An 18,524-nucleotide genomic window follows, 5' to 3' on the forward strand; every position below is an offset into this window, starting at 1 on the left:
CGAGGACCGAATTCTCGACTGCTTGAAGCCCCATCACGTCGCGGCGTATCCGTGTCTCCGGTCCGCGGGTCGGCCCCCGCGACAGCCGGCGACACGCCTGAACAACCCGGCAACCGCTCGGCGAAGCACGCAGCAAGGCTCCAGAAGTCCCCGCCCAGAAAGCAGGCGAGAAGATGCGGTATCCCAAGCGAAGAGGACGAATGTCCGTTCCCAGCCGAAAGGCGCGGCTGGCCACGGCGGTCATGTTGGTGGCCACGACCGTGGCGGCCTGCGGCGGCCAGAACGACAGCGCCCCCAAGGCGCCGGCGACCATCCCGGAGCTCACCAAAGATCCGCTGACCCTCAGCTTCATCTGGTTCGACTGGCCACCCGCCCACGCGCTGGAGACCTTCGCGAACGCGGAGTACGCCAAGGAGCGGCCGAACGTGACCGTCAAGGTCAAGACCGTGCCGAACGCGAACTGGCACGACGCGATGTTCACCCAGTTCGCCGCGCACAAGACCGACTTCGACATCCCGATCCTGGACTCCCAGCACATCGGCGAGGCCGTGACGAACGGCAACATCCTGGACATCACCGACTTCGTCAAGAAGAACATCGACGTCAACGCCTACAACCCGTACCTCCTGGCGGCCTACGGCCAGTTCCCCCAGGCGGAGACCGGCAAGCGCGACGAGAACGCCAGCCTGTACGGACTGCCGCTGCTCGGCGACACCTGGACGATGATCTACCGTAAGGACCTGATCGGCGACAAGCCACCGCAGACCTGGGACGAGATGATCTCAGTCGCCGAGAAATGCCAGGCGGACAACCCCGGCGTCAGCGGGCTGGCCTTCCACCAGGCCAACGGCTCCGACGCCGCGGCCGTCACCTACAACACGGTCAACGGCGTCTACGGCGGCAACCTCTGGAACCCCAAGACGCGCAAGATCGACGGCGTCCTCAACGACGCCGCGGGCCAGGAGGCGATGGACGTCCTGGTCAACAAGATGAAGCCGCTGACCGCCAAGGGTTCCGGCAACTGGTTCATCGACGAGGTGAACGCGGCGGTCGCCCAGGGCAAGGCGTGCATCGCGTTCAACTGGATCGCCGCGAGCGGCGGCCTGCTCGACCCGAAGCAGTCGACGCTCGGCACCACGCGGGAGCAGATCCTCGACAAGCTGGGTTTCGCCACCCTGCCGACTCAGAAGACGAACCTGGTGCCTCTCGGCGGCATGGGGATGCACGTGTCGGCCTATTCGCCCGAGGCGAACCAGCATGAGGCCCTGAACTTCATGAAGTGGTTCGAGCAGGCCGACATCCAGAAGAAGTGGGCCGCGGCCGGCGGCGTGCCATCGCGTACGGACGCCCTGGAGTCGCCCGAGTTCCTCGACGCCGCGCCGTTCAACCAGGTGTACACCGACTCGGTGCCGCGGATGCGGGACATGTGGAACGTCCCCGAGTACGCGCGCCTCGTCGACATCGAGAACACCAACGTGAACGCGGCGCTCAACGGCGCGAAGGCGCCGAAGGAGGCGCTCGACGACATCGCGAAGGGGCAGCAGAGCGTGCTCGACGCCGCCAGCGGGAAGGGCGGCGGCGGACTGTGAGTGACTCCGCCCCCCTGACGACCGACGACCCCGGGCAGGTGGCGTCCGCGACGCCGCCTGCCCAGGGCCGGTTCCGCCGCCTGAGCGATCGCGGGCTCGCCGTGGCCTTCACCTCGCCCGCGCTGCTGCTGTTGCTCGCGATGTCGGTGTTTCCCTTGCTGTGGGCGTTGTACCTGTCCTTCACCGACTACTCGGCCACCCGCGGGGGGCCGGCCCAGTTCATCGGGTTCGGGAACTACACCGCCATCCTGGCTTCGGAGCAGGTCCACCTGAGGGCCTTGACGACGTTGATCTACGTGGTCGGCGCGGTCACCCTGCAGACCGTGCTCGGTTTCGCCATCGCCTATCTGATCTCCCGGCGCACGCACGGGCGAGGACTGCTGACCACGCTGTTCCTGGTGCCGATGATGCTGTCGCCGGTCGTGGTCGGGCTGTTCTGGCGGTTCATGCTCGACGCGCAGTTCGGCGTGATCAACAGCATGCTCGGCTCGCTCGGCCTGGGGCAGGTGGAGTGGCTCACCGGGCAGCGGACGGCACTGATCTCCCTGATCCTGGTCGACACCTGGCAGTGGACGCCGTTCATCATGCTCATCGCGCTCGCGGGCCTCACCGCGGTCCCCAAGTACCTGTACGAGGCCGCCTCGATCGATCGGGCGTCCGAGTGGTTCCGGTTCCGCACCATCACCCTTCCGCTGGTGTGGCCACTGCTCCTCATCGCCGTGCTGTTCAGGGCCATCGAGGCGTTCCGGCTGTTCGACCTCGTCTACATCCTCACCAGCGGAGGTCCGGGGGTCTCCACCGAGACGTTGTCGTTCCACGTCTACAAGGTCGCCTTCCTGGGCTTCAACACCGGAACCGCCTCGGCGTACGGGATCCTGATGATCCTCGTCGTCATCGTCCTCACGCAGCTCTACCTGCGCTACCTGAACAAGCTCAAGGAGGACTGATGGCAGTCTCCGTCGACGAGGCCGTGTCCGCACGTCCCGGCCGGGATCGCAGGCCCCCCGCGCGCCGCTTCGGCGGCCGGGGCCGCGCCGTGCTGGAGGTCGCGCTGCTGACCGTGCTGGCCGTCGTGATGCTCTTTCCTGTGCTGTGGATGATCGAGACGTCCATCAAGGAGAACCGGGACGTCTACGCCGTCCCGGCCAAGTTCTTCGACTTCAAGGTCACCCTGGACCATTTCAAAGACGTGTTCGTCTCCTCCGGCGGCGGTCGTTCGACCCTGTCCGGCTCGTTCCTCAACTCCGTCGTGGTCGCCGGGGCCTCCACGGCGCTGGCCACCGTGCTGGGGGTGCCGGCGGCCTGGGCCTACTCACGCTTCGCCATGAAGGCCAAGAAGGACCAGCTGTTCTTCATCCTGTCCACGCGCTTCATGCCGCCCGTGGTGGTCGTGATCCCGATCTTCCTCATGTATCGCCAGGTCGGACTCATCGACACCAAGCTCGGCCTGATCCTCATCTACGCCGCGTTCAACGTCCCGTTCACGATCTGGATGATGAAGGGGTTCGTCGACGAGGTGCCCGCCGAGTACGAGGACGCCGCCATGCTCGACGGCTACACCCGCTTGCAGGCGTTCTGGCGCTTCACCCTGCCCCTGCTCCTGCCCGGCATCGCCGCGACGGCGGTCTTCGCGCTCATCTTCTCGTGGAACGAGTTCGTGTTCGCCATCTTCCTCACCTCCAGCGACAGCGTGCGGACGGCCCCACCCGCCATCGCCGGCCTCATCGGCGGAACCACCGTGGACTGGGGTCTGGTGGCCGCCGCCTCCGTGGTGTTCGCCCTGCCGGTGCTCGTCTTCGCCTACCTGGTGCGCAGGCACCTCGTCGCCGGTGTGACGCTCGGGGCGGTGCGACGCTGATGGCGGGCATCGAGGTGCAGGCCCTGCACAAGCGCTACCCGGACGGGACGGTCGCGGTCGATCACGTGGATCTGTCCATCCGCGACGGCGAGCTGTTCGTGATGCTCGGCCCTTCGGGCTGCGGCAAGACGACCACACTGCGGGCCATAGCCGGCCTGGAGAGGCAGACGACGGGCGACATCCGGATCGGCGACACGCTGGTCAACGACCTGCCGCCCGCTGAGCGCGACATCGCCATGGTCTTCCAGTTCTACGCCCTCTACCCGCATCTGAGAACCCGCGACAACCTGGCCTTCCCCCTGCGGGCCGAGGGACTGCCCAAGGCGGAGGTGCGCGAGCGGGTCGAGGAGGCCGCCCGGCTGATGCGGCTCGGTCCGCTCCTGGACCGGCGGCCGCGCCGGCTGTCCGGCGGGGAGCAGCAGCGCGTCGCGCTCGCTCGCGCCCTGGTGCGACGACCGCGCGCCTTCCTCATGGACGAACCTCTCACCAATCTGGACGCGGAGCTGCGGGCGGACATGCGCACGGAGATCAAGCACCTGCAGGGGGAGCTGGGGACGACGATGGTCTACGTCACCCACGACCAGGTCGAGGCCATGTCGCTCGGCCACAGGATCGCCATACTCAACAAGGGCCGCGTCGAGCAGATCGGCACGCCGCTGGAGGTCTACGACCGTCCGGCGAGTCTCTTCTGCGCCGCGTTCATCGGCTCCCCGCCGATGAACCTCATCGAGGTGGAGGTGGCCGACGGGAAGCTGCGCAGCCAGGGCGGACTGGCCCTCATGCCACCGCCGGGCCTGCCGCGCGAGCGTCGCCTGGTCGCAGGCGTCCGGCCGGAGGCGCTGGAAGTCACCGAACCACGGGCGGAACGCTCGGTCCCGGCCCGCGTGGTCTCGGCCGAGTGGCTCGGCGACGAGATCATCTACGTGGTCGACCACGGCGGCGGGCGGGACGTACGGGTCCGGATGCCGCCGACCGTCCGTTTCGCCGCTGACCAACCGGTCGGGCTGCGGCACACCGGCGGGACCCCGGTGGTCTACGACGCGAGCACGGAAGAGCTGGTGGCCTGATGGGCAGCGTGACAGTGCGCGGGCTGCACAAGTCCTTCGGCAAGGTCCAGGCTCTGGACGGGGTGACGCTGGACGTGCCGGACGGATCGTTCTTCGTCGTGCTCGGACCCTCCGGGGCGGGCAAGACGACGACCCTGCGAGCGATCGCCGGCCTTGAGAAGCTCGACGCCGGGTCGGTGCATCTGGACGGCAAGGACGCGACCGGTGACGCCCCGGCCGCACGCGACCTGGCCATGGTCTTCCAGAACTACGCCCTCTACCCGCGGCACACGGCGTACGAGAACATCGCCTCGCCGCTGCGGGCACGCCGCCGATCCGCGAGCGAGATCGCCGCCGCCGTCGAGCGGATCTCGGGCCTGCTGCACATCGAACGTCTGCTGCAGCGTCGTCCGGCGCAGTTGTCGGGCGGTGAGATGCAGCGCGTCGCCCTGGCCCGGGCGCTGGTACGTCGCCCGCGCGCGTTCCTCATGGACGAGCCGCTGACGAACCTCGATCTCAAGCTCCGCGTCGAGATGCGCACCGAGCTCACCCGCATCCACCGCAGCCTCGGCGCGACCTTCGTCTACGTGACCAACGACCAGGTCGAGGCCCTGTCCATGGCCGACCAGGTCGCGGTGCTCAAGGAGGGGAAGGTGCAACAGGTCGGAACGCCGGCCGAGGTGTACGAGCGCCCGGCCAGCCAGTGGGTCGCGGGATTCGTCGGGAGCCCGCCGATCAGCCTGCTCGCCTGCCACGCCGAGGGAGATCGTCTGGTCGGGGCGGAAGGCTGGACGCTGCCGCGGCCCCGCTGGACCACGGCCGAGGACGGCCGTCCGCTGCTGCTGGGCCTGCGCGCGGAGGACCTGTCCGTCGAGCGGCGTGGGGACGCGTCGTTGCCGGGTGAGCTCTACGGCCTCGAGCCGCTCGGCGACCGGACGGTGGTCGACGTCCGCGTGGGCAAGGAGATCCTCAAGGTCAAGGCACGGACCACCGTCACCGGTACGCCGGGCGAGCGCCTGCTCGTCACGGTCGACCTGGACCGTGCGCACCTGTTCGACGCGGGCACCGGGCTGGCGCTGTCCGAAGCCGGAAGGTGATCGGTGGCGCACCGAGAACATCACAGGAGGCGGCGCGATGAGTGACCCGATGAACGTCCTGGCCCCCGAGCACCGGCGGCTCCGGATCGGCGACGCCTGGCGCGACGCCGCCGGCGGAGCCACCTTCGCCGTCGAGGACCCGGCCACCGGCAAGACCATCGCCGAGGTGGCGGACGCCGGCGCCGTCGACGGGCTCGCCGCCCTGGACGCGGCGAGCGAGGCGATGGCGGAGTGGGCGGCGACCCCGCCGCGGAAACGGTCGGAGTCGCTGACCGCGACGTACCGGGCGCTGATCGAGCGATCCGAGGAGGTCGCCCGGCTGATCACGCTCGAAATGGGCAAGCCGCTCGCCGAGGCTCGCGGAGAGGTGGCCTACGGCGCCGAGTTCTTCCGTTGGTTCGCCGAGGAGGCGGTGCGGGTCGAGGGGCGCTACAACACCGCTCCCGCCGGTGGATATCGCATCCTCACCGTGCCGAAGCCGGTCGGGCCGTGCGTCTTCGTGACGCCCTGGAACTTCCCGCTGGCCATGGGCGCCCGCAAGATGGCTCCTGCGCTGGCGGCGGGCTGCACGACGATCACCAAGCCGGCCGCCCAGACGCCGCTCACCATGCTGTTCCTGGCCCGCATCATGGAGGAGGCCGGCGTCCCCCCGGGTGTCGTCAACGTCGTGACGACCACGCGCGCCGGCGAGGTGGTCGCACCACTGCTGGCCGACCGCCGGACCCGCAAGCTCTCGTTCACCGGGTCGACCGAGGTCGGGCGCGTGCTGCTCCGGCAGGCGGCCGACAACGTGCTGCGCACCTCCATGGAACTGGGCGGCAACGCGGCCTTGATCGTCTGTGCCGACGCGGACCTGAACGTCGCGCTCGACGGTGCCATGGTGGCCAAGATGCGCAACATCGGGGAGTCCTGCATCGCGGCCAACCGCATCTACGTCGAGGAGCCGGTGCGCGAGGAGTTCACGGCGCGCTTCGCCGAGCGGATGGGCGCGCTCTCGATGGGCCACGGTCTCGACGAAGGCGTGGACGTCGGGGCGTTGATCGACGAGGCGTCGGTCACCAAGCTCGACGAGCTCGTCGCCGACGCGGTCGATCGCGGCGCCCGTGTCCTGGTGGGCGGCGAGCGCCCGGACGGGCCGGGCTCCTTCTACCCGCCCACGGTCCTCGTCGACGTGCCCGAAGACGCGCGGATGCTGCAGACGGAGATCTTCGGCCCGGTGGCGCCGATCCTCTCGTTCACGTCCGACGACGAGGTGCTGGCGAAGGCCAACGACACCGAGCACGGCCTGGCCGGATACGTCTTCACCCGTGACCTCCAGCGGGCGATCCGGTTCGCCGAGGGGCTGGAGACGGGGATGCTCGGCGTCAACCGTGGCCTGATCTCGGACCCGTCGGCTCCGTTCGGAGGCGTGAAGCAGTCCGGGATCGGCAAGGAGGGGTCGCACGAGGGCGTCCTCGAGTACCTCGACGTCACCTACGCGGCGATCGACCTACCGTGACCGGCACGGACCCGCACCGCCGACGTTCCAGAGAGGCACTGACATGCTTGAGACCGTCCGCGGACCACGCCAGCTGATAGTGGGCGAAGGGGTCGCGCAGAACATTCCACGCGTGGTGGCCGAGTGCGGCTCGCGCGTCCTCATCGTGACCGACCGGGTTCTTCTGGGACAGCCGGGCGTGGCCGGGATCGTGGCCGCCGTACGGGAGAAGGTCGAGGTCGTCGGGATGTTCGCCGACGCCACCCCGGACGTGCCACTCGCCGATGTCGCCCTGGCCGTCTCGGCCGCCGCAGAGGTGGACGCCGACGTGATCCTCGCCATCGGAGGTGGCACGGTGATCGACCTCGCCAAGATCGTCGGCGTCATCCGGTGCCACGGCGGGACGCCGCGCGACTTCTACGGCGAGTCGAAGGTGCCGGGGCCGACGACTCCTCTCGTCGCGATCCCGACGACGTCAGGCACCGGCTCCGAGCTCACGCCCGTCTCGGTGCTGACCGACCCGGACCGCGAGCTGAAGGTGGGGGTCTCCAGCGTCCACATCGTGCCCGACTTCGCCATCGTCGACCCCGAGCTCACCTACACCTGCCCCGCGACCGTCACCGCCCACTCCGGCATCGACGCGTTCTGCCACGCCGTGGAGAGCTACACCGCGCGACCCCGGCCCCACGGACCGCGCGACCCGGTGGAGCAGGTCTTCCTCGGCCGCAACCCGATCACCGATCACTACGCGCTCCTGGCGGCGGAGCGGATCGCCCGCAGCCTGCCCCATGTCGTCAGGGACGGAGGCGACAAGGAGGCGCGCGCGGACATGTCCTACGGGTCCATGCTGGCCGGGCTCGCCTTCGCCCACGCGGGCAACGCGGCTCCGCACGCCCTCCAGTACCCCATCGGCGCAGCCACCCGCACACCGCACGGCCTGGGCGTCGGGCTGCTGCTGCCCTACGCGCTGGACGCGGCCAGGGACGCCATCGGCGACCGGCTGGCCATCCTCGCCGGGGTGTGCGGGCTCGACGTGACCGACGCCTCGGAGGCCGAGGCCGCCGACACGTTCCTCACCTGGCTCGACGGGCTTCTCGCCGACATCGGCATCCCTCCTACCCTGGCGGACATCGGCGTGGCACGCGCCGACCTGCCGCGCTTCGCGGAGATGGCCGGCGGTGTCACCCGCCTGATCCAGAACCATCCGGGTCCGACCGACACCGCCAGCCTGACCGCGATCCTCGAAGCGGCCTGGCACGGGGACCGGGCCCGACGCGTCCTGACCCCGGAGCAGGGACAGTGACGAGCCTTTCGTGTGACGATCGCCGGCTACGCCTTGATGGGAGCCGCCGTGGGCCCGCCCCTACCGGCGGGTGCCGGTAGGGGCGGGCTCGCACATCGATCAGGGGCTGGTGCAGGTGTATCCGGAGGGCAGGGCCGTGTTGCCGTCGGGACGGCTGACCTGGAAGCCGAGGCTGGTGGTGCCGGCTCCGGGGGCCAACGTGCCGTTGTAGCTCATGCTCTTGGCCGTGACGGTCTGCCCGCTGGTGGTGACGGCGGCGTTCCACGAGCCGGTCAGCGTATGCCCGGCCGGGAGCGTGAAGGTGACCGTCCAACCGTTGATCGTCGAGGTACTGGTATTGGTGATCGTCAGCGGCTGGACCACATAGCCCGAACCCCACTGGGTCTGCACGGTCGGCGTGGCCGTACAGGCTCCGGTGCTGCCGCCGCCGGTGGTGGTGACCGCGACGGTGGCGGACACCGGCGAGAGGTTGCCGGCGGCGTCCCGCGCGCGGACCTGGTAACGGTAGGTGGTGCTCGGGGTCAGGCCCGTGTCGCTGTACGAGGTCGTGGCCGAGGTGCCGACCTGGGCGAAGGTGCCGCCGCTTGCCCCGGGTGCGCGCAGGACGTCATAGCCGGCCACCCCGACGTCGTCGGTGGCCGCGGTCCAGGACAGGTTGGTGCTGCTTGCGGTGGTGCCGGAGGCCGCCAGTCCGGCAGGGGCGGTGGGTGGCGTGGTGTCGTCCGTGCCCCCCTGGAACTGGTTGAAGAAGTTCCACACCACTTCCTTGGTCCAGGTCCGTGCGCCGTCGTCGCCGGTGGACCCGTCCACTGGACCGGGGGTGTGACCCCCGTCGAACGCCGCCCATACGACCGGGTACCCGGACCGGCATCCCGAGTAGGCGGTGACGACGTGACTCAGGCTGCCCTGTGCCGGCTCAGGAGGGTTCTGTGCGGTGCAACCGTTGTTCCTGACGAACGTGTCGCGCAGGGACCGGCCCAGCGAGATGTTGAGCACGTTGTCCCTGAGGCCGTGCAGCCCGATGTAGGCGATGGGCTGGGTGCCGCCGCTGCATCCGCTGAGCTGTGCGCCGGCGTAGACGGCGACCGCGCGGAAGACCGTCGCCCGGGCGCAGGCCAGGGCGTAGCTCATGCCGCCGCCGTAGCTGAAGCCTCCGGCGAACCGCTGCGTGGTGTCGACACACAGGTCTGCTTCGATCAGCTTGAGCATGTCGTCGACGAAGGTCAGGTCCTCGCCGCCGGAATTGGCCCAGCCGTTGTTCAGGCCCTGGGGGGCGACGAAGATCGCGGTGTTGTTCGCCAGTTGCCTGAGCCCGTAGTAGGACCAGGTGAATCCGCTGGACCCGCCCGAGTCGACGTCGTTGGCGGTGCCGCCCAGCCAGTGGAACCCGAAGATCAACCGGTAGGGATCGGCGTTGTTGTAGTTGTCGGGAATTCTCAAGATGAAGGAGCGAGTCCGGCCACCGCTCTGGATCGAGTGCGTGCCGCTTCTGAGCGTTGGAGTCTTGCCGCAGCCCGCCGTCGCCGCGGCGGCGCTCGCCGTGCGTGACGCGGCTTCGCTGCTGCTCAGCGCCGTACCACCGGTGGCCGTCACGAGAAGCGCCGCGACCGCGACGGCGGCGAAGATGGATGTACCCCGTAACATCACTCACCTGCCTGTGGCTTCGCCGAGAGGGGCGGTGCCGGGGCCTCGGATAGCGTCAACATGGGGTTGATCAGTCCTCTCGTCCGTGCCGGCCTGGTGGCAGACGAAAGGCGTGACACATAATCGTGTTACCGCTAACACAGCTCTCGCGCCTGCCCTCCGCCGATGGGTGGTGGTGCGACCGGAGCAAATACGAGGCGGGCAGATGCCGTCAAGGCGCGGCCCGCTCCTCCGTTACGGATGAGCGGCGACTCATGCCCCTCCTGCTGGCAGGTGACACATCGTTCACCCGGAACAGACTGAAAGTTTCACGGCAACAAGCGTGCTACACCTGGCCTGCGCCGAGACTCCGTAAGGGTCGCGAGCCGAAACGCGCTGAGCACCGCCAGGCCGCCGCGCTTCCCAACCAGGCCCGCAGCAGCAAGGGAACGGACCCCGCCGGACGTGCCGGACGGGGTCGTGGTGTCCGGTGAGCCTTCGCAGGTCAGCTTGCGGCCGGCTCGTCGCAGAACGCCGCCTTGACGAGCCCGTCCAGCAACTTGGGGTAAGTGGCGAGGTCGAATGGGGCGTCGCCGGTGGTCACTGAGGCGGTCAGCGTCTTGCTGCCGTCGGGCGAGCTGTACATCAGCGCGGCGTAGCCCGCCGGAGGGCTGCCGTTGTGGTTGAGAACGATGCCGCAGGCCGGACCCAGGTCCTTAACGAACATGCCCAGCCCGTAGCGGCCATAGAGGGGGTCGCTCTTCGCGTGCGGCTCGCGCATCTCGGCCTGCAGCTTGGCCGGCAGGAGCTTTCCGCCGTTCAGCGCGGAGAAGAACGTCTGGAGATCCTGGGTGGTCGAGATCATGTCTCCGGCACCTGCCAGCAGGGAGGGGTTCTGGCGGGAGACATCGGCCACCTTCCACTGGCCGGCGTCCTGATAGCGGAAGTAGCCGTGGGCGTACGGGGCGGGCAGCTGTGTCCGGTTGCCCGGCACGACAGTGCCCTTCAACCCGAGCGGCCGCACGATCCGCCGCTTCAGCTCCGCGTCGAACGAACGGCCGGCGACCTTCTCGATCAATAGCCTGGCCAGCGTGTAGTTGGTGTTGGAGTAGCTCCAGTCCGTCCCCGGCGCGAACTTCCTCGGCTTGGACAGCGCGAACCGCACCAGCTCCTGCGGCCGGTAGGAGTGGAACCGGTTGTCCAGCCACTCCTTGCCGGTCGCGGGGAGACCGGGCACCCACTTCCCGTCGGGGTTGAGGTCGCCGGTGTAGTTGAACAGGCCGCTGGTGTGCTGCAGCAGCATCCGCACCGTGATCCGCCGGTCCAGCCCGAGGTTGGGCAGGTAGCGGGCTACTGGGGCGTCCAGCCCGATCCTGCCCTCGGCCACCAGTTGCAACACCACGGTCGCGACGAAGGTCTTGGTCACGCTGCCCACCCAGAAATGCCCGTTGCTCGGCGGCTTCGCGCTTGCGCCCAGCTTGCGCGCCCCGGCGCCGCCGACCCACTCGCCCCGCTCATCGTGCACTCGCAGCTGTACCCCGAGGAAACCGGCATCGACGAACGCCTGGATGGCCTGCTGCAGGTCCGGGCGATCCTGTTCGGCGGCGGCCTTCGGCACGGCCGTGCTGCTGTCCGCGGAGGCCACCGCGGGTGCGATCGTTCCGGCCAACAGCCCGGCCGCCAGCGCCGTGACCGCCACCGGCCGGAAGACGGTGTGCCGGCGTCTCGGCCCGGCACCGTCACGGCGCATCGTCCCGATCGCTCCGGCGTGCGTCTGACCGCTCTGGCCGGCTGGCCCGGGAACCCGCCCAGGAGTCGGCTCGGTTTCGACATGTCGTGCCAGCACTTCGCGCAGTCTGCGCAGCCCCGCTGTGGAAAAGCGGTGGTTGTCTTGTCCCATGATGAATGTCCTTATCTGCAGTGTTCGATCTTGCGAGCCGCTCCGGGGCCGGGGCGTGACCGCCATCGGAGTAGCTCTTGACGAACGCCCCGCCTACTCCGCCGGGTCGTCCCCGACGATCTCAGGGATCGGCGTCCCGTGGTCGCGCAGCCAGGTGGTGGAGCGGCGGCGTGAGTTGCCGTGGATCCGGATGTGAGGGGTGCGGGATGGGGCAGGGCAGGTACTGGTCAGCGTGGCGCGAGTGATGAGTGGTCGGTGACGCGTCTGGCTCGTGCGAGCCCTCGCCCGACGTCGGTTCGTGATCAGGCGTCCCAGGTGACCGGGAGGCTCTTGACGCCATAGATGTCGGCGGCCTCGGGGCGCAGGGCGACCTCGTCGGCGGGCACGGCCAGGCGGAGCGCGGGGAAGCGGCCGAGCAGCGCGGGCAGCGCCACCCGCAGCTCGACGCGGGCGAGCTGCTGGCCCAGGCACTGGTGGACGCCGTGGCTGAAGGCCAGGTGGCCGCCCTCCTGCCGGTGCACGTCAAGCCGGTGCGGGTCGGTGAAGCGGTCGGGGTCGCGGTTGGCGGTGGACAGGGACAGGACGACCGTGCTGCCGGCCGTGATGGTGTGGCCGCCCAGCTCGACGTCCTCCAGGGCGACCCGGAAGAACTGCTTGGCGACTGTCAGGTAGCGCAGTAGCTCCTCCACGGCCTGGTCGGTGAGGGAGGGGTCGGCGCGCAGCGCGGCGAGCTGGTCGGGGTTCTGCAGCAGGGCGAAGGTGCCCAGGGCGATCATGTTGGCGGTGGTGTCGAAGCCGGCCGACAGCAGGATCAGGGCCATGCCCTTCAGTTCCTCGTCGGTCAGGTCGCTGTCGAGCAGGTCGCTGAGCACGTCGTCGGTGGGGTCGGCCCGCTTGGCCGCGATCAGCTCGGCGAGGTACTGCTGCGTGGCGACGTAGGCGGCGAACAGTTCCTCGTCGCCCACCTCGCCGCCGAGAAACTTGTCGATGTTCTCCTGGAAGAAGCCGCGGTCCTCGTACGGCACCCCGAGCAGCTCGCAGATCACGATGGCCGGGATCGGCTTGGCGAATGCGGTCACCAGGTCCACGGTCGGCCCGGCCTTCTCCATGGCGTCCAGGTGCTCGGCGGTGACCTGCTCGACGCGCTCGGTGAGCAGCCGCATCCGGCGGACCGTGAACTTGCCGACCAGCGGCTTGCGGTAGCGGCCGTGCCGCGGCTCGTCCATCAGCAGGAACTCGCCGGGCGGCGCCGGGGGCACCTCGATGTCGCCGTAGTCGACGGTCGGGTGGTGCTTCATCAGCTCCCGGCGGGAGCTGAAGCGCGGGTCGGCGAGGATCTGCCGGGTCAGCTCGTAGCCGGTGACGACCCAGCCCTGGTGGCCGTCGGGGAAGGTGAAGTGGCTGATCGGGCTCTGCTCGCGGGCGTCGATCAGCTCCTTGGGCGGGTCGAAGGGGCAGCCGGGCCGGCGGCTGGTGGGCATGGAGGGGAGGGTGTGAGTCATGGGGACTCCTCAGGAGATCTTGCGGCGGTAGGTGTTCATGGCGAAGGCGTAGGCGACGACGAGGATGCCGACGCACCAGCCCAGGGCGACCCAGATGTCGTTGCCGACCGCCTGGCCGGCGAACAGGGCGCGGATGGCGTTGACGATGGAGGTGACCGGCTGGTTGTCGGCGAAGACGCGCAGCGGGGTGGGCATGGTGTCGGTGGGCACGAAGGCGGAGCTGAGGAAGGGCAGGAAGATGAGCGGGTAGGAGAACGCGCTGGCGCCCTCCATGGTCTTGGCTGTCAGGCCGGGGATGATGGCGATCCAGGTCAGCGCCAGGGTGAACAGGATCAGGATGCCCGCCACCGACAGCCAGGCCAGCACGCCGGCGCTGGAGCGGAAACCCATCAGCAGCGCCACGAGCATGACGACCACGAGCGAGACCAGGTTGGCGACCAGCGAGGTCAGCACGTGCGCCCAGAGCACGGACGAGCGGGCGGTCGGCATCGACTGGAAACGCTCGAAGATGCCGCCCTGCATGTCCATGAACAGGCGGTAGGCGGTGTAGGCGATGCCCGAGGCGACGGTGATGAGCAGGATGCCGGGCAACATGTAGTTCACGTAGGAGGAGTCCGACCCGGTCCTGATCGCGCCGCCGAAGACGTAGACGAACATGAGCATCATGGCGATCGGCATGATCGCGGTGGTGATGATGGTGTCGGGGCTGCGGGTGATGTGGCGCAGTGACCGCCCCAGCAGGACGGTGGTGTCGCCGAAGAAATGCTTGCTCATGGTGGGGGTTCCTTAGGCTTTCGTGCCGACGAGGGAGAGGAAGACGTCCTCGAGGGTGGGCTGCTTCTCGACGTACTCGACCTTGGCGGGCGGCAGCAGCCGCTTGAGCTCGTCCAGGGTGCCGTTGACGAGGATGCGGCCCTCGTGCAGGATCGCGATCCGGTCGGCGAGCTGCTCGGCCTCGTCCAGGTACTGGGTGGTGAGCAGCACCGTGGTGCCGCCCTGGGCGAGCTCGCGAACGGCCTGCCAGACCTCGATGCGGGCCTGGGGGTCGAGGCCGGTGGTGGGTTCGTCGAGGAAGACGACCGGCGGGTCACCGATCAGGCTCATCGCGATGTCCAGGCGGCGGCGCATGCCTCCGGAGTAGGTGGCGACCTTCCGGCCGCCTGCGTCGGTGAGGGAGAAGCGGGCGAGCAGATCGTCGGCGATCTTGCCGGGGTTCCTGAGGTGGCGCAGGCGGGCGACCAGGACGAGGTTCTCGCGCCCGCTGAGGATCTCGTCCACGGCGGCGAACTGGCCGGTGAGGCTGATCGATGCGCGCACGTCGGCGGCCTGGGTGGCGACGTCGAAGCCGTTGATGCGGGCGGTACCGGCGTCGAGCTTGAGCAGCGTGGACAGGATCTTCACGGCGGTGGTCTTGCCGGCTCCGTTGGAGCCGAGCAGGGCGAAGATGCTGCCGCGCGCCACCTCGAAGTTCACGCCGCGCAGCACCTGCAGATTCTTGTAGGACTTCTCCAGGCCGTGCACCTGGATGGCGGGAGGTTGCTGGGTCGTCATCACTGTGTCCTGTCTTGTTCTGCGGCGCGGTCGATGGCGCTGGTGAAGCGGTTGCGCTCGCGGGTCCGGTATTGGCCGAGGGGGTAGTTGGCCATGAATGCCTCGACGAACTCCACGGGGTCCTCGCCGAAGATGTCGCGGATGGGGGTGCGGTCGGCGGCGCTCTGCTCGAACAGGTCGGCGAGGTCCTCGTACATCGCCATCGCGCCGGCACCGTCGGCCGGCCCGAAGTGCATCAGGTATCGCTCCAGCGCCTCGACGGCCGTGCGGTAGTTGTCGGGGAGGTGCTTGATGCGCGCCTTGTACTGCCACCAGCGCTTCTTCTCCTCCAGCGGCCCGGTAACGAGCTCCAGGTACTGCAGGTAGCGATTCTTCGATTCGTCGGCCATGTCTACTTGCTCCCTTCGCGGAGCTGTTCGAGCCTCTCGGCCAGGAAGCTCCAGGTCCTCCAGAACTCTTCGAGGTACTCCCGCCCCTGGCCGTTGAGGGAGTACACCTTGCGCGGCGGCCCTTTTTCCGACGGGACCTTCTCCACGTCGACCAGGCCGCGCTGTTCGACCCGGACCAGCAGGGCGTAGATGGTGCCTTCGACGATGTCGGTGAAGCCCTGGTCGCGCAGTCTTGCCGTGATCTCGTAGCCGTAGGCGGGACGGGCGGAGAGGCTCGCCAGGACGATGCCCTCCAGCGTGCCCTTGAGCATCTCCGTCGCGAGCTTGCCCATGGAGCACCTCCTTTCAGCTACTCGGTGACGCTGACTACCGGTATAAAGTAACACTGACTACCGGTACCTAGCAACACCGGATAGCTGAGAATGGGTCAGAATTCCGAGCGTGGAGGTGCGGGTGGCCTGATCGCCGTTTCGTGAGCGAGGGCGCATCCGCTTCAATTGGAAGCGGAACTGGGGCACCCCAGTGCGCATGTTCGGCGGAAGATCACCGACCTGATGCTGGCCGTCCTCAAGGCGGTGTGCCCCGGGTTGAGTGGAGGTGATTTTCTGGATTCTTGTGCCGCTTGATGAGAGGAAGGTGGCATGGGACGACGGGGCTACCCGCCTGACCAGCCTGATCCGGCAGATCCACCAGGACTCGCGCGGCACCTACGGCGCCCGCCAGGTGCACGCCGAACTGACCCTCGGCCACCAGGTCACGGTCAGCCACGAAGCGGTGGAGCCACTCATGCGCCGGGCCGGGCCGGAAGGACTCAGCGGCCGGCCCAAGTGGCGGCGCGCCAGACCGGACCAGATCGCCACCGACCTGGTCGACCGCGCCTTCACCCGGACCGGGCCCAACCAGCTGTGGATCACCGACATCACCGAGCACCCGAACCCGCGAGGGCAAGGTGTACTGCTGCATAGTGCTGGACGCCTACTCCCGCCGGGTGGTCGGCTGGTCCATCGACTCCCCCAGACCGCCACGCTGGTGACCAGCGCGTTAGGCATGGCCATCGACAACCGCACACCACCCGCAGGAACCATCATCCACTCCGGCCAGGGGGTCCAGCTCGGATCCTGAGCCTTCACCCAGCGGGCCAAGGACTCCGGCCTGCTGCCCTCGATGGGCAGCGTCGGCGACTGCTTCGACAACGCCATGATGGAATCGTTCTGCTCCCGGATGCAGGTCAAGGCGCCGCGCGTCCCATCAGCCTAGAACGCATCGGCCCTGGTCCATATGGCCTCCAAGAAATCCCCCTTATGGGGCATAGGCGGTACGCCGAAGCGCTACACGGACTCGGGGAAGAGGCACGACGGGCGGGGCCTGAAGCATCGCGACGTGAAGACGACCCGCATCGTTCCGATCCCTCCCGAACTGGTGTCCATCCTCAGGGAGCACATCGAACAGCACGGCGTGGCGGACGATGGCCGGCTGTTCCGCAACTCGAACCGGTGAGGTCTTCTCGGGCTCGACCATCTCCAAGGTGTGGAAGGTGGCGCGGGCCTTCGCCCCCGCTCCCGAGCAGGTCGTCCCCGCTGGCTGCCCGGCCGTACGACCTGCGGCACGCCGCCGTGTCGCTCTGGCTCAACGCCGGCGTCCATGCCCCGGAAGCCGCAGAGCGCGCCGGGCACGGGGTGGATGTGCTGCTCAAGGTGTACGCAAAGTGCATCGACGGACAGCGGGAGGTCGCCAACGGCCGGATCTTGGGAGCCCTTTCGCAGCGACGCGGAACGCAATGGACCCCGGACTCCAACCGGGGTCTTTTGCTAGGTGTGACCTGGGAAAACGTCCCAAGATCCATTCCGCGTATGTGCGGTGGTGAGAAGAGTAGGGCGGGTGGGACTTGAACCCACGACCCACGGATTATGAGTCCGATGCTCTGACCGGCTGAGCTACCGCCCCTGGATGAAGTTGTGTCGTGTCTGGCGCGGCGGCTGAAGGATCTTGCCGTGGCCTAGGCGCTAACCAAGGCTAGAGCATCGGATCCGGTCGTGGTGCCGGGCCAGGCGGGGTGAACGGGTTCCTGCGACATCATTCCATGTCTGCCGGGGTTGGTGGAGTGCGGAACGATCATATTCTCCGTGGGCGTACTGCCGGGCGGGGCCGGTCGGGAGGGGGCCGGTGGGAGATGCGGAGGGCTGGGAGTTCTGAGTGGTCAGGGGGCGCGGCTCCCTGACGTGGGCGGGGTTAGGGGGCGGTGCCGTAGCCAGGGGTGCGGACCAGCCAGTCCGAGTAGATCGGGCTGCGGCGTACGGCGTCCAGATGGGCCTGTTTGGCCTGCGAGATCACCCAGGCGGCTTCGGGGGCGGTGGGGTGGCGGCCGAGGAGTTGCCGCCAGCGCAGCGGCGCGCCGGCCAGCGGCACCATGACGAGCCCCTGGGCGGGCTGGTGGGTGGCCTGGCACAGGACGACGGCCCGTCCGACCTGGGCGAGGTGGGTGCAGGTCGGTACGTCGGTCTCGTAGATCGTTCCCGGCGTGAACCCGGCCCGCGCGCACGCCATCGCGAAGCAGTCGGCGAAGCAGCCGTCGCCCGGCGTGACCGCCCACTGTTCGTCGGCGAGGTCGGCCAGCTGCACCTCCTTCTCCCGCGCGACCGGGTGATCGGCGGAGACCAGGCAGAAGACGGGGTCGAGGCTGATGGTCTCCCAGACGAGCGTGCCGGTGGGGGTGCCGGAGTCGCCGCAGGCGCCGGTGAGCACGTAGTCGAGGCGGCCGAGCTCGACCATGCTGTTCAGCTCGTACGTCGACCACGACGTGTACGTGCTGACCTTCCGCTCGGCGGCGAGCCGGTCGACCAGCCCGCCCAGTATCGGCCCGTTGGTGGCGCCGATGCGGAAACCGGGGGAGGGGGTGTGAGCGAAACGTACGGCTTCGTCCTGCAGTTCTTTGGCTGCGGGGAGAAGCACACGCGCGCGGGCGAGCACGAGTTCGCCGAGGCGGGTGGGCCTGGCGCCGTGGCGGTCACGCTCGAAGAGGGCGCCGCCGAGCACCCTCTCGATGCGCTTGAGCTGCGCGGTCAGGGCCGGTTGTGCCAGCCCGAGCAGGGACGCGGCTTTGCTCACACTTCCCGCGTCCGCGACTGCGCGGACGATCCTGAGGTGCCGTAGCTCGAGGTCCATAACGGGAAGGTAAAGCGGCGGTCTCTT

General features: G+C 68.8%; 16 protein-coding genes and 1 tRNA gene. 8 read left to right on the top strand and 9 right to left on the bottom strand.

Annotated elements, in window-relative coordinates:
• Positions 1–200 precede the first annotated feature (200 nt).
• From AB0K18_RS01005 to AB0K18_RS01035, 7 genes are read left to right on the top strand one after another with little or no spacing between them, the layout of a single operon-like run.
• Positions 201–1,589: an extracellular solute-binding protein gene (locus AB0K18_RS01005; protein WP_364908015.1), complete on the top strand. Its 1,389-nt coding sequence runs from the start codon at positions 201–203 to the stop codon at positions 1,587–1,589.
• The gene (locus tag AB0K18_RS01010; RefSeq protein ID WP_364908018.1) at positions 1,586–2,536 is read left to right on the top strand and encodes a sugar ABC transporter permease; all 951 of its coding nucleotides are present in this window, start codon (positions 1,586–1,588) and stop codon (positions 2,534–2,536) included. Before AB0K18_RS01005 ends, AB0K18_RS01010 begins: the two co-directional genes overlap by 4 nt.
• Complete coding sequence (locus AB0K18_RS01015; protein WP_364908021.1) at positions 2,536–3,447, top strand: carbohydrate ABC transporter permease; 912 nt, start codon at positions 2,536–2,538, stop codon at positions 3,445–3,447. Before AB0K18_RS01010 ends, AB0K18_RS01015 begins: the two co-directional genes overlap by 1 nt.
• Entirely contained in the window at positions 3,447–4,514 is a 1,068-nt protein-coding gene (locus tag AB0K18_RS01020; RefSeq protein ID WP_364908024.1) for an ATP-binding cassette domain-containing protein, read from the top strand. Before AB0K18_RS01015 ends, AB0K18_RS01020 begins: the two co-directional genes overlap by 1 nt.
• Positions 4,514–5,590: an ABC transporter ATP-binding protein gene (locus AB0K18_RS01025; RefSeq protein ID WP_364908027.1), complete on the top strand. Its 1,077-nt coding sequence runs from the start codon at positions 4,514–4,516 to the stop codon at positions 5,588–5,590. The genes AB0K18_RS01020 and AB0K18_RS01025 overlap by 1 nt, the downstream gene beginning before the upstream one ends.
• Before the next feature lie 37 nt (positions 5,591–5,627).
• Positions 5,628–7,088: an NAD-dependent succinate-semialdehyde dehydrogenase gene (locus AB0K18_RS01030; RefSeq protein WP_364908028.1), complete on the top strand. Its 1,461-nt coding sequence runs from the start codon at positions 5,628–5,630 to the stop codon at positions 7,086–7,088.
• A 43-nt stretch (positions 7,089–7,131) separates the two neighbouring features.
• Entirely contained in the window at positions 7,132–8,370 is a 1,239-nt protein-coding gene (locus tag AB0K18_RS01035; protein ID WP_364908031.1) for an iron-containing alcohol dehydrogenase, read from the top strand.
• A gap of 99 nt (positions 8,371–8,469) precedes the next feature.
• On the opposite strand, the gene AB0K18_RS01040 is transcribed toward AB0K18_RS01035, so the two are convergent.
• From AB0K18_RS01040 to AB0K18_RS01070, 7 genes are all read right to left on the bottom strand, one after another.
• Complete coding sequence (locus AB0K18_RS01040) at positions 8,470–10,014, bottom strand: cellulose binding domain-containing protein (protein ID WP_364908034.1); 1,545 nt, start codon at positions 10,012–10,014, stop codon at positions 8,470–8,472.
• A 484-nt stretch (positions 10,015–10,498) separates the two neighbouring features.
• The gene (locus tag AB0K18_RS01045) at positions 10,499–11,692 is read right to left on the bottom strand and encodes a serine hydrolase domain-containing protein (protein WP_364908037.1); all 1,194 of its coding nucleotides are present in this window, start codon (positions 11,690–11,692) and stop codon (positions 10,499–10,501) included.
• A gap of 503 nt (positions 11,693–12,195) precedes the next feature.
• A complete protein-coding gene (locus AB0K18_RS01050; protein WP_364908039.1) occupies positions 12,196–13,395 on the bottom strand; it encodes a cytochrome P450 in 1,200 nt (399 codons plus the stop codon).
• Between the two features lie 9 nt (positions 13,396–13,404).
• Complete coding sequence (locus AB0K18_RS01055) at positions 13,405–14,169, bottom strand: ABC transporter permease (protein WP_364908042.1); 765 nt, start codon at positions 14,167–14,169, stop codon at positions 13,405–13,407.
• Positions 14,170–14,181: 12 nt separating this feature from the next.
• Complete coding sequence (locus AB0K18_RS01060) at positions 14,182–14,946, bottom strand: ATP-binding cassette domain-containing protein (protein ID WP_364908044.1); 765 nt, start codon at positions 14,944–14,946, stop codon at positions 14,182–14,184.
• Entirely contained in the window at positions 14,946–15,335 is a 390-nt protein-coding gene (locus tag AB0K18_RS01065) for a DUF1048 domain-containing protein (RefSeq protein ID WP_364908047.1), read from the bottom strand. Before AB0K18_RS01065 ends, AB0K18_RS01060 begins: the two co-directional genes overlap by 1 nt.
• 2 nt (positions 15,336–15,337) lie before the next feature.
• Positions 15,338–15,667: a PadR family transcriptional regulator gene (locus AB0K18_RS01070; RefSeq protein ID WP_364908049.1), complete on the bottom strand. Its 330-nt coding sequence runs from the start codon at positions 15,665–15,667 to the stop codon at positions 15,338–15,340.
• 304 nt (positions 15,668–15,971) lie between these two features.
• Between AB0K18_RS01070 and AB0K18_RS01075 the strand changes: the two genes are divergently transcribed.
• Entirely contained in the window at positions 15,972–16,457 is a 486-nt protein-coding gene (locus AB0K18_RS01075; protein ID WP_364908052.1) for an IS3 family transposase, read from the top strand.
• A gap of 748 nt (positions 16,458–17,205) precedes the next feature.
• Here AB0K18_RS01075 and AB0K18_RS01080 read toward each other — a convergent pair.
• Both AB0K18_RS01080 and AB0K18_RS01085 read right to left on the bottom strand, forming a co-directional pair.
• Positions 17,206–17,279 (bottom strand) — tRNA-Ile (locus AB0K18_RS01080).
• 285 nt (positions 17,280–17,564) lie between these two features.
• Positions 17,565–18,497 (bottom strand): LysR family transcriptional regulator, encoded by a 933-nt coding sequence (locus AB0K18_RS01085; protein ID WP_364908054.1) that lies wholly within the window; start codon positions 18,495–18,497, stop codon positions 17,565–17,567.
• Positions 18,498–18,524 lie beyond the last annotated feature (27 nt).

It is taken from the genome of Nonomuraea sp. NPDC049421 (assembly GCF_040677005.1).
Classification (GTDB): Bacteria; Actinomycetota; Actinomycetes; order Streptosporangiales; family Streptosporangiaceae; genus Nonomuraea; species Nonomuraea salmonea.

Coding starts and splice junctions, on each gene's coding strand:
- AB0K18_RS01005 (WP_364908015.1), top strand. CDS start 201: ATGTCCGTTCCCAGCCGAAAGGCGCGGCTGGCCACGGCGGTCATGTTG.
- AB0K18_RS01015 (WP_364908021.1), top strand. CDS start 2,536: ATGGCAGTCTCCGTCGACGAGGCCGTGTCCGCACGTCCCGGCCGGGAT.
- AB0K18_RS01020 (WP_364908024.1), top strand. CDS start 3,447: ATGGCGGGCATCGAGGTGCAGGCCCTGCACAAGCGCTACCCGGACGGG.
- AB0K18_RS01025 (WP_364908027.1), top strand. CDS start 4,514: ATGGGCAGCGTGACAGTGCGCGGGCTGCACAAGTCCTTCGGCAAGGTC.
- AB0K18_RS01030 (WP_364908028.1), top strand. CDS start 5,628: ATGAGTGACCCGATGAACGTCCTGGCCCCCGAGCACCGGCGGCTCCGG.
- AB0K18_RS01035 (WP_364908031.1), top strand. CDS start 7,132: ATGCTTGAGACCGTCCGCGGACCACGCCAGCTGATAGTGGGCGAAGGG.
- AB0K18_RS01040 (WP_364908034.1), bottom strand. CDS start 10,014: ATGTTACGGGGTACATCCATCTTCGCCGCCGTCGCGGTCGCGGCGCTT.
- AB0K18_RS01050 (WP_364908039.1), bottom strand. CDS start 13,395: ATGACTCACACCCTCCCCTCCATGCCCACCAGCCGCCGGCCCGGCTGC.
- AB0K18_RS01055 (WP_364908042.1), bottom strand. CDS start 14,169: ATGAGCAAGCATTTCTTCGGCGACACCACCGTCCTGCTGGGGCGGTCA.
- AB0K18_RS01060 (WP_364908044.1), bottom strand. CDS start 14,946: ATGACGACCCAGCAACCTCCCGCCATCCAGGTGCACGGCCTGGAGAAG.
- AB0K18_RS01065 (WP_364908047.1), bottom strand. CDS start 15,335: ATGGCCGACGAATCGAAGAATCGCTACCTGCAGTACCTGGAGCTCGTT.
- AB0K18_RS01070 (WP_364908049.1), bottom strand. CDS start 15,667: ATGGGCAAGCTCGCGACGGAGATGCTCAAGGGCACGCTGGAGGGCATC.
- AB0K18_RS01085 (WP_364908054.1), bottom strand. CDS start 18,497: ATGGACCTCGAGCTACGGCACCTCAGGATCGTCCGCGCAGTCGCGGAC.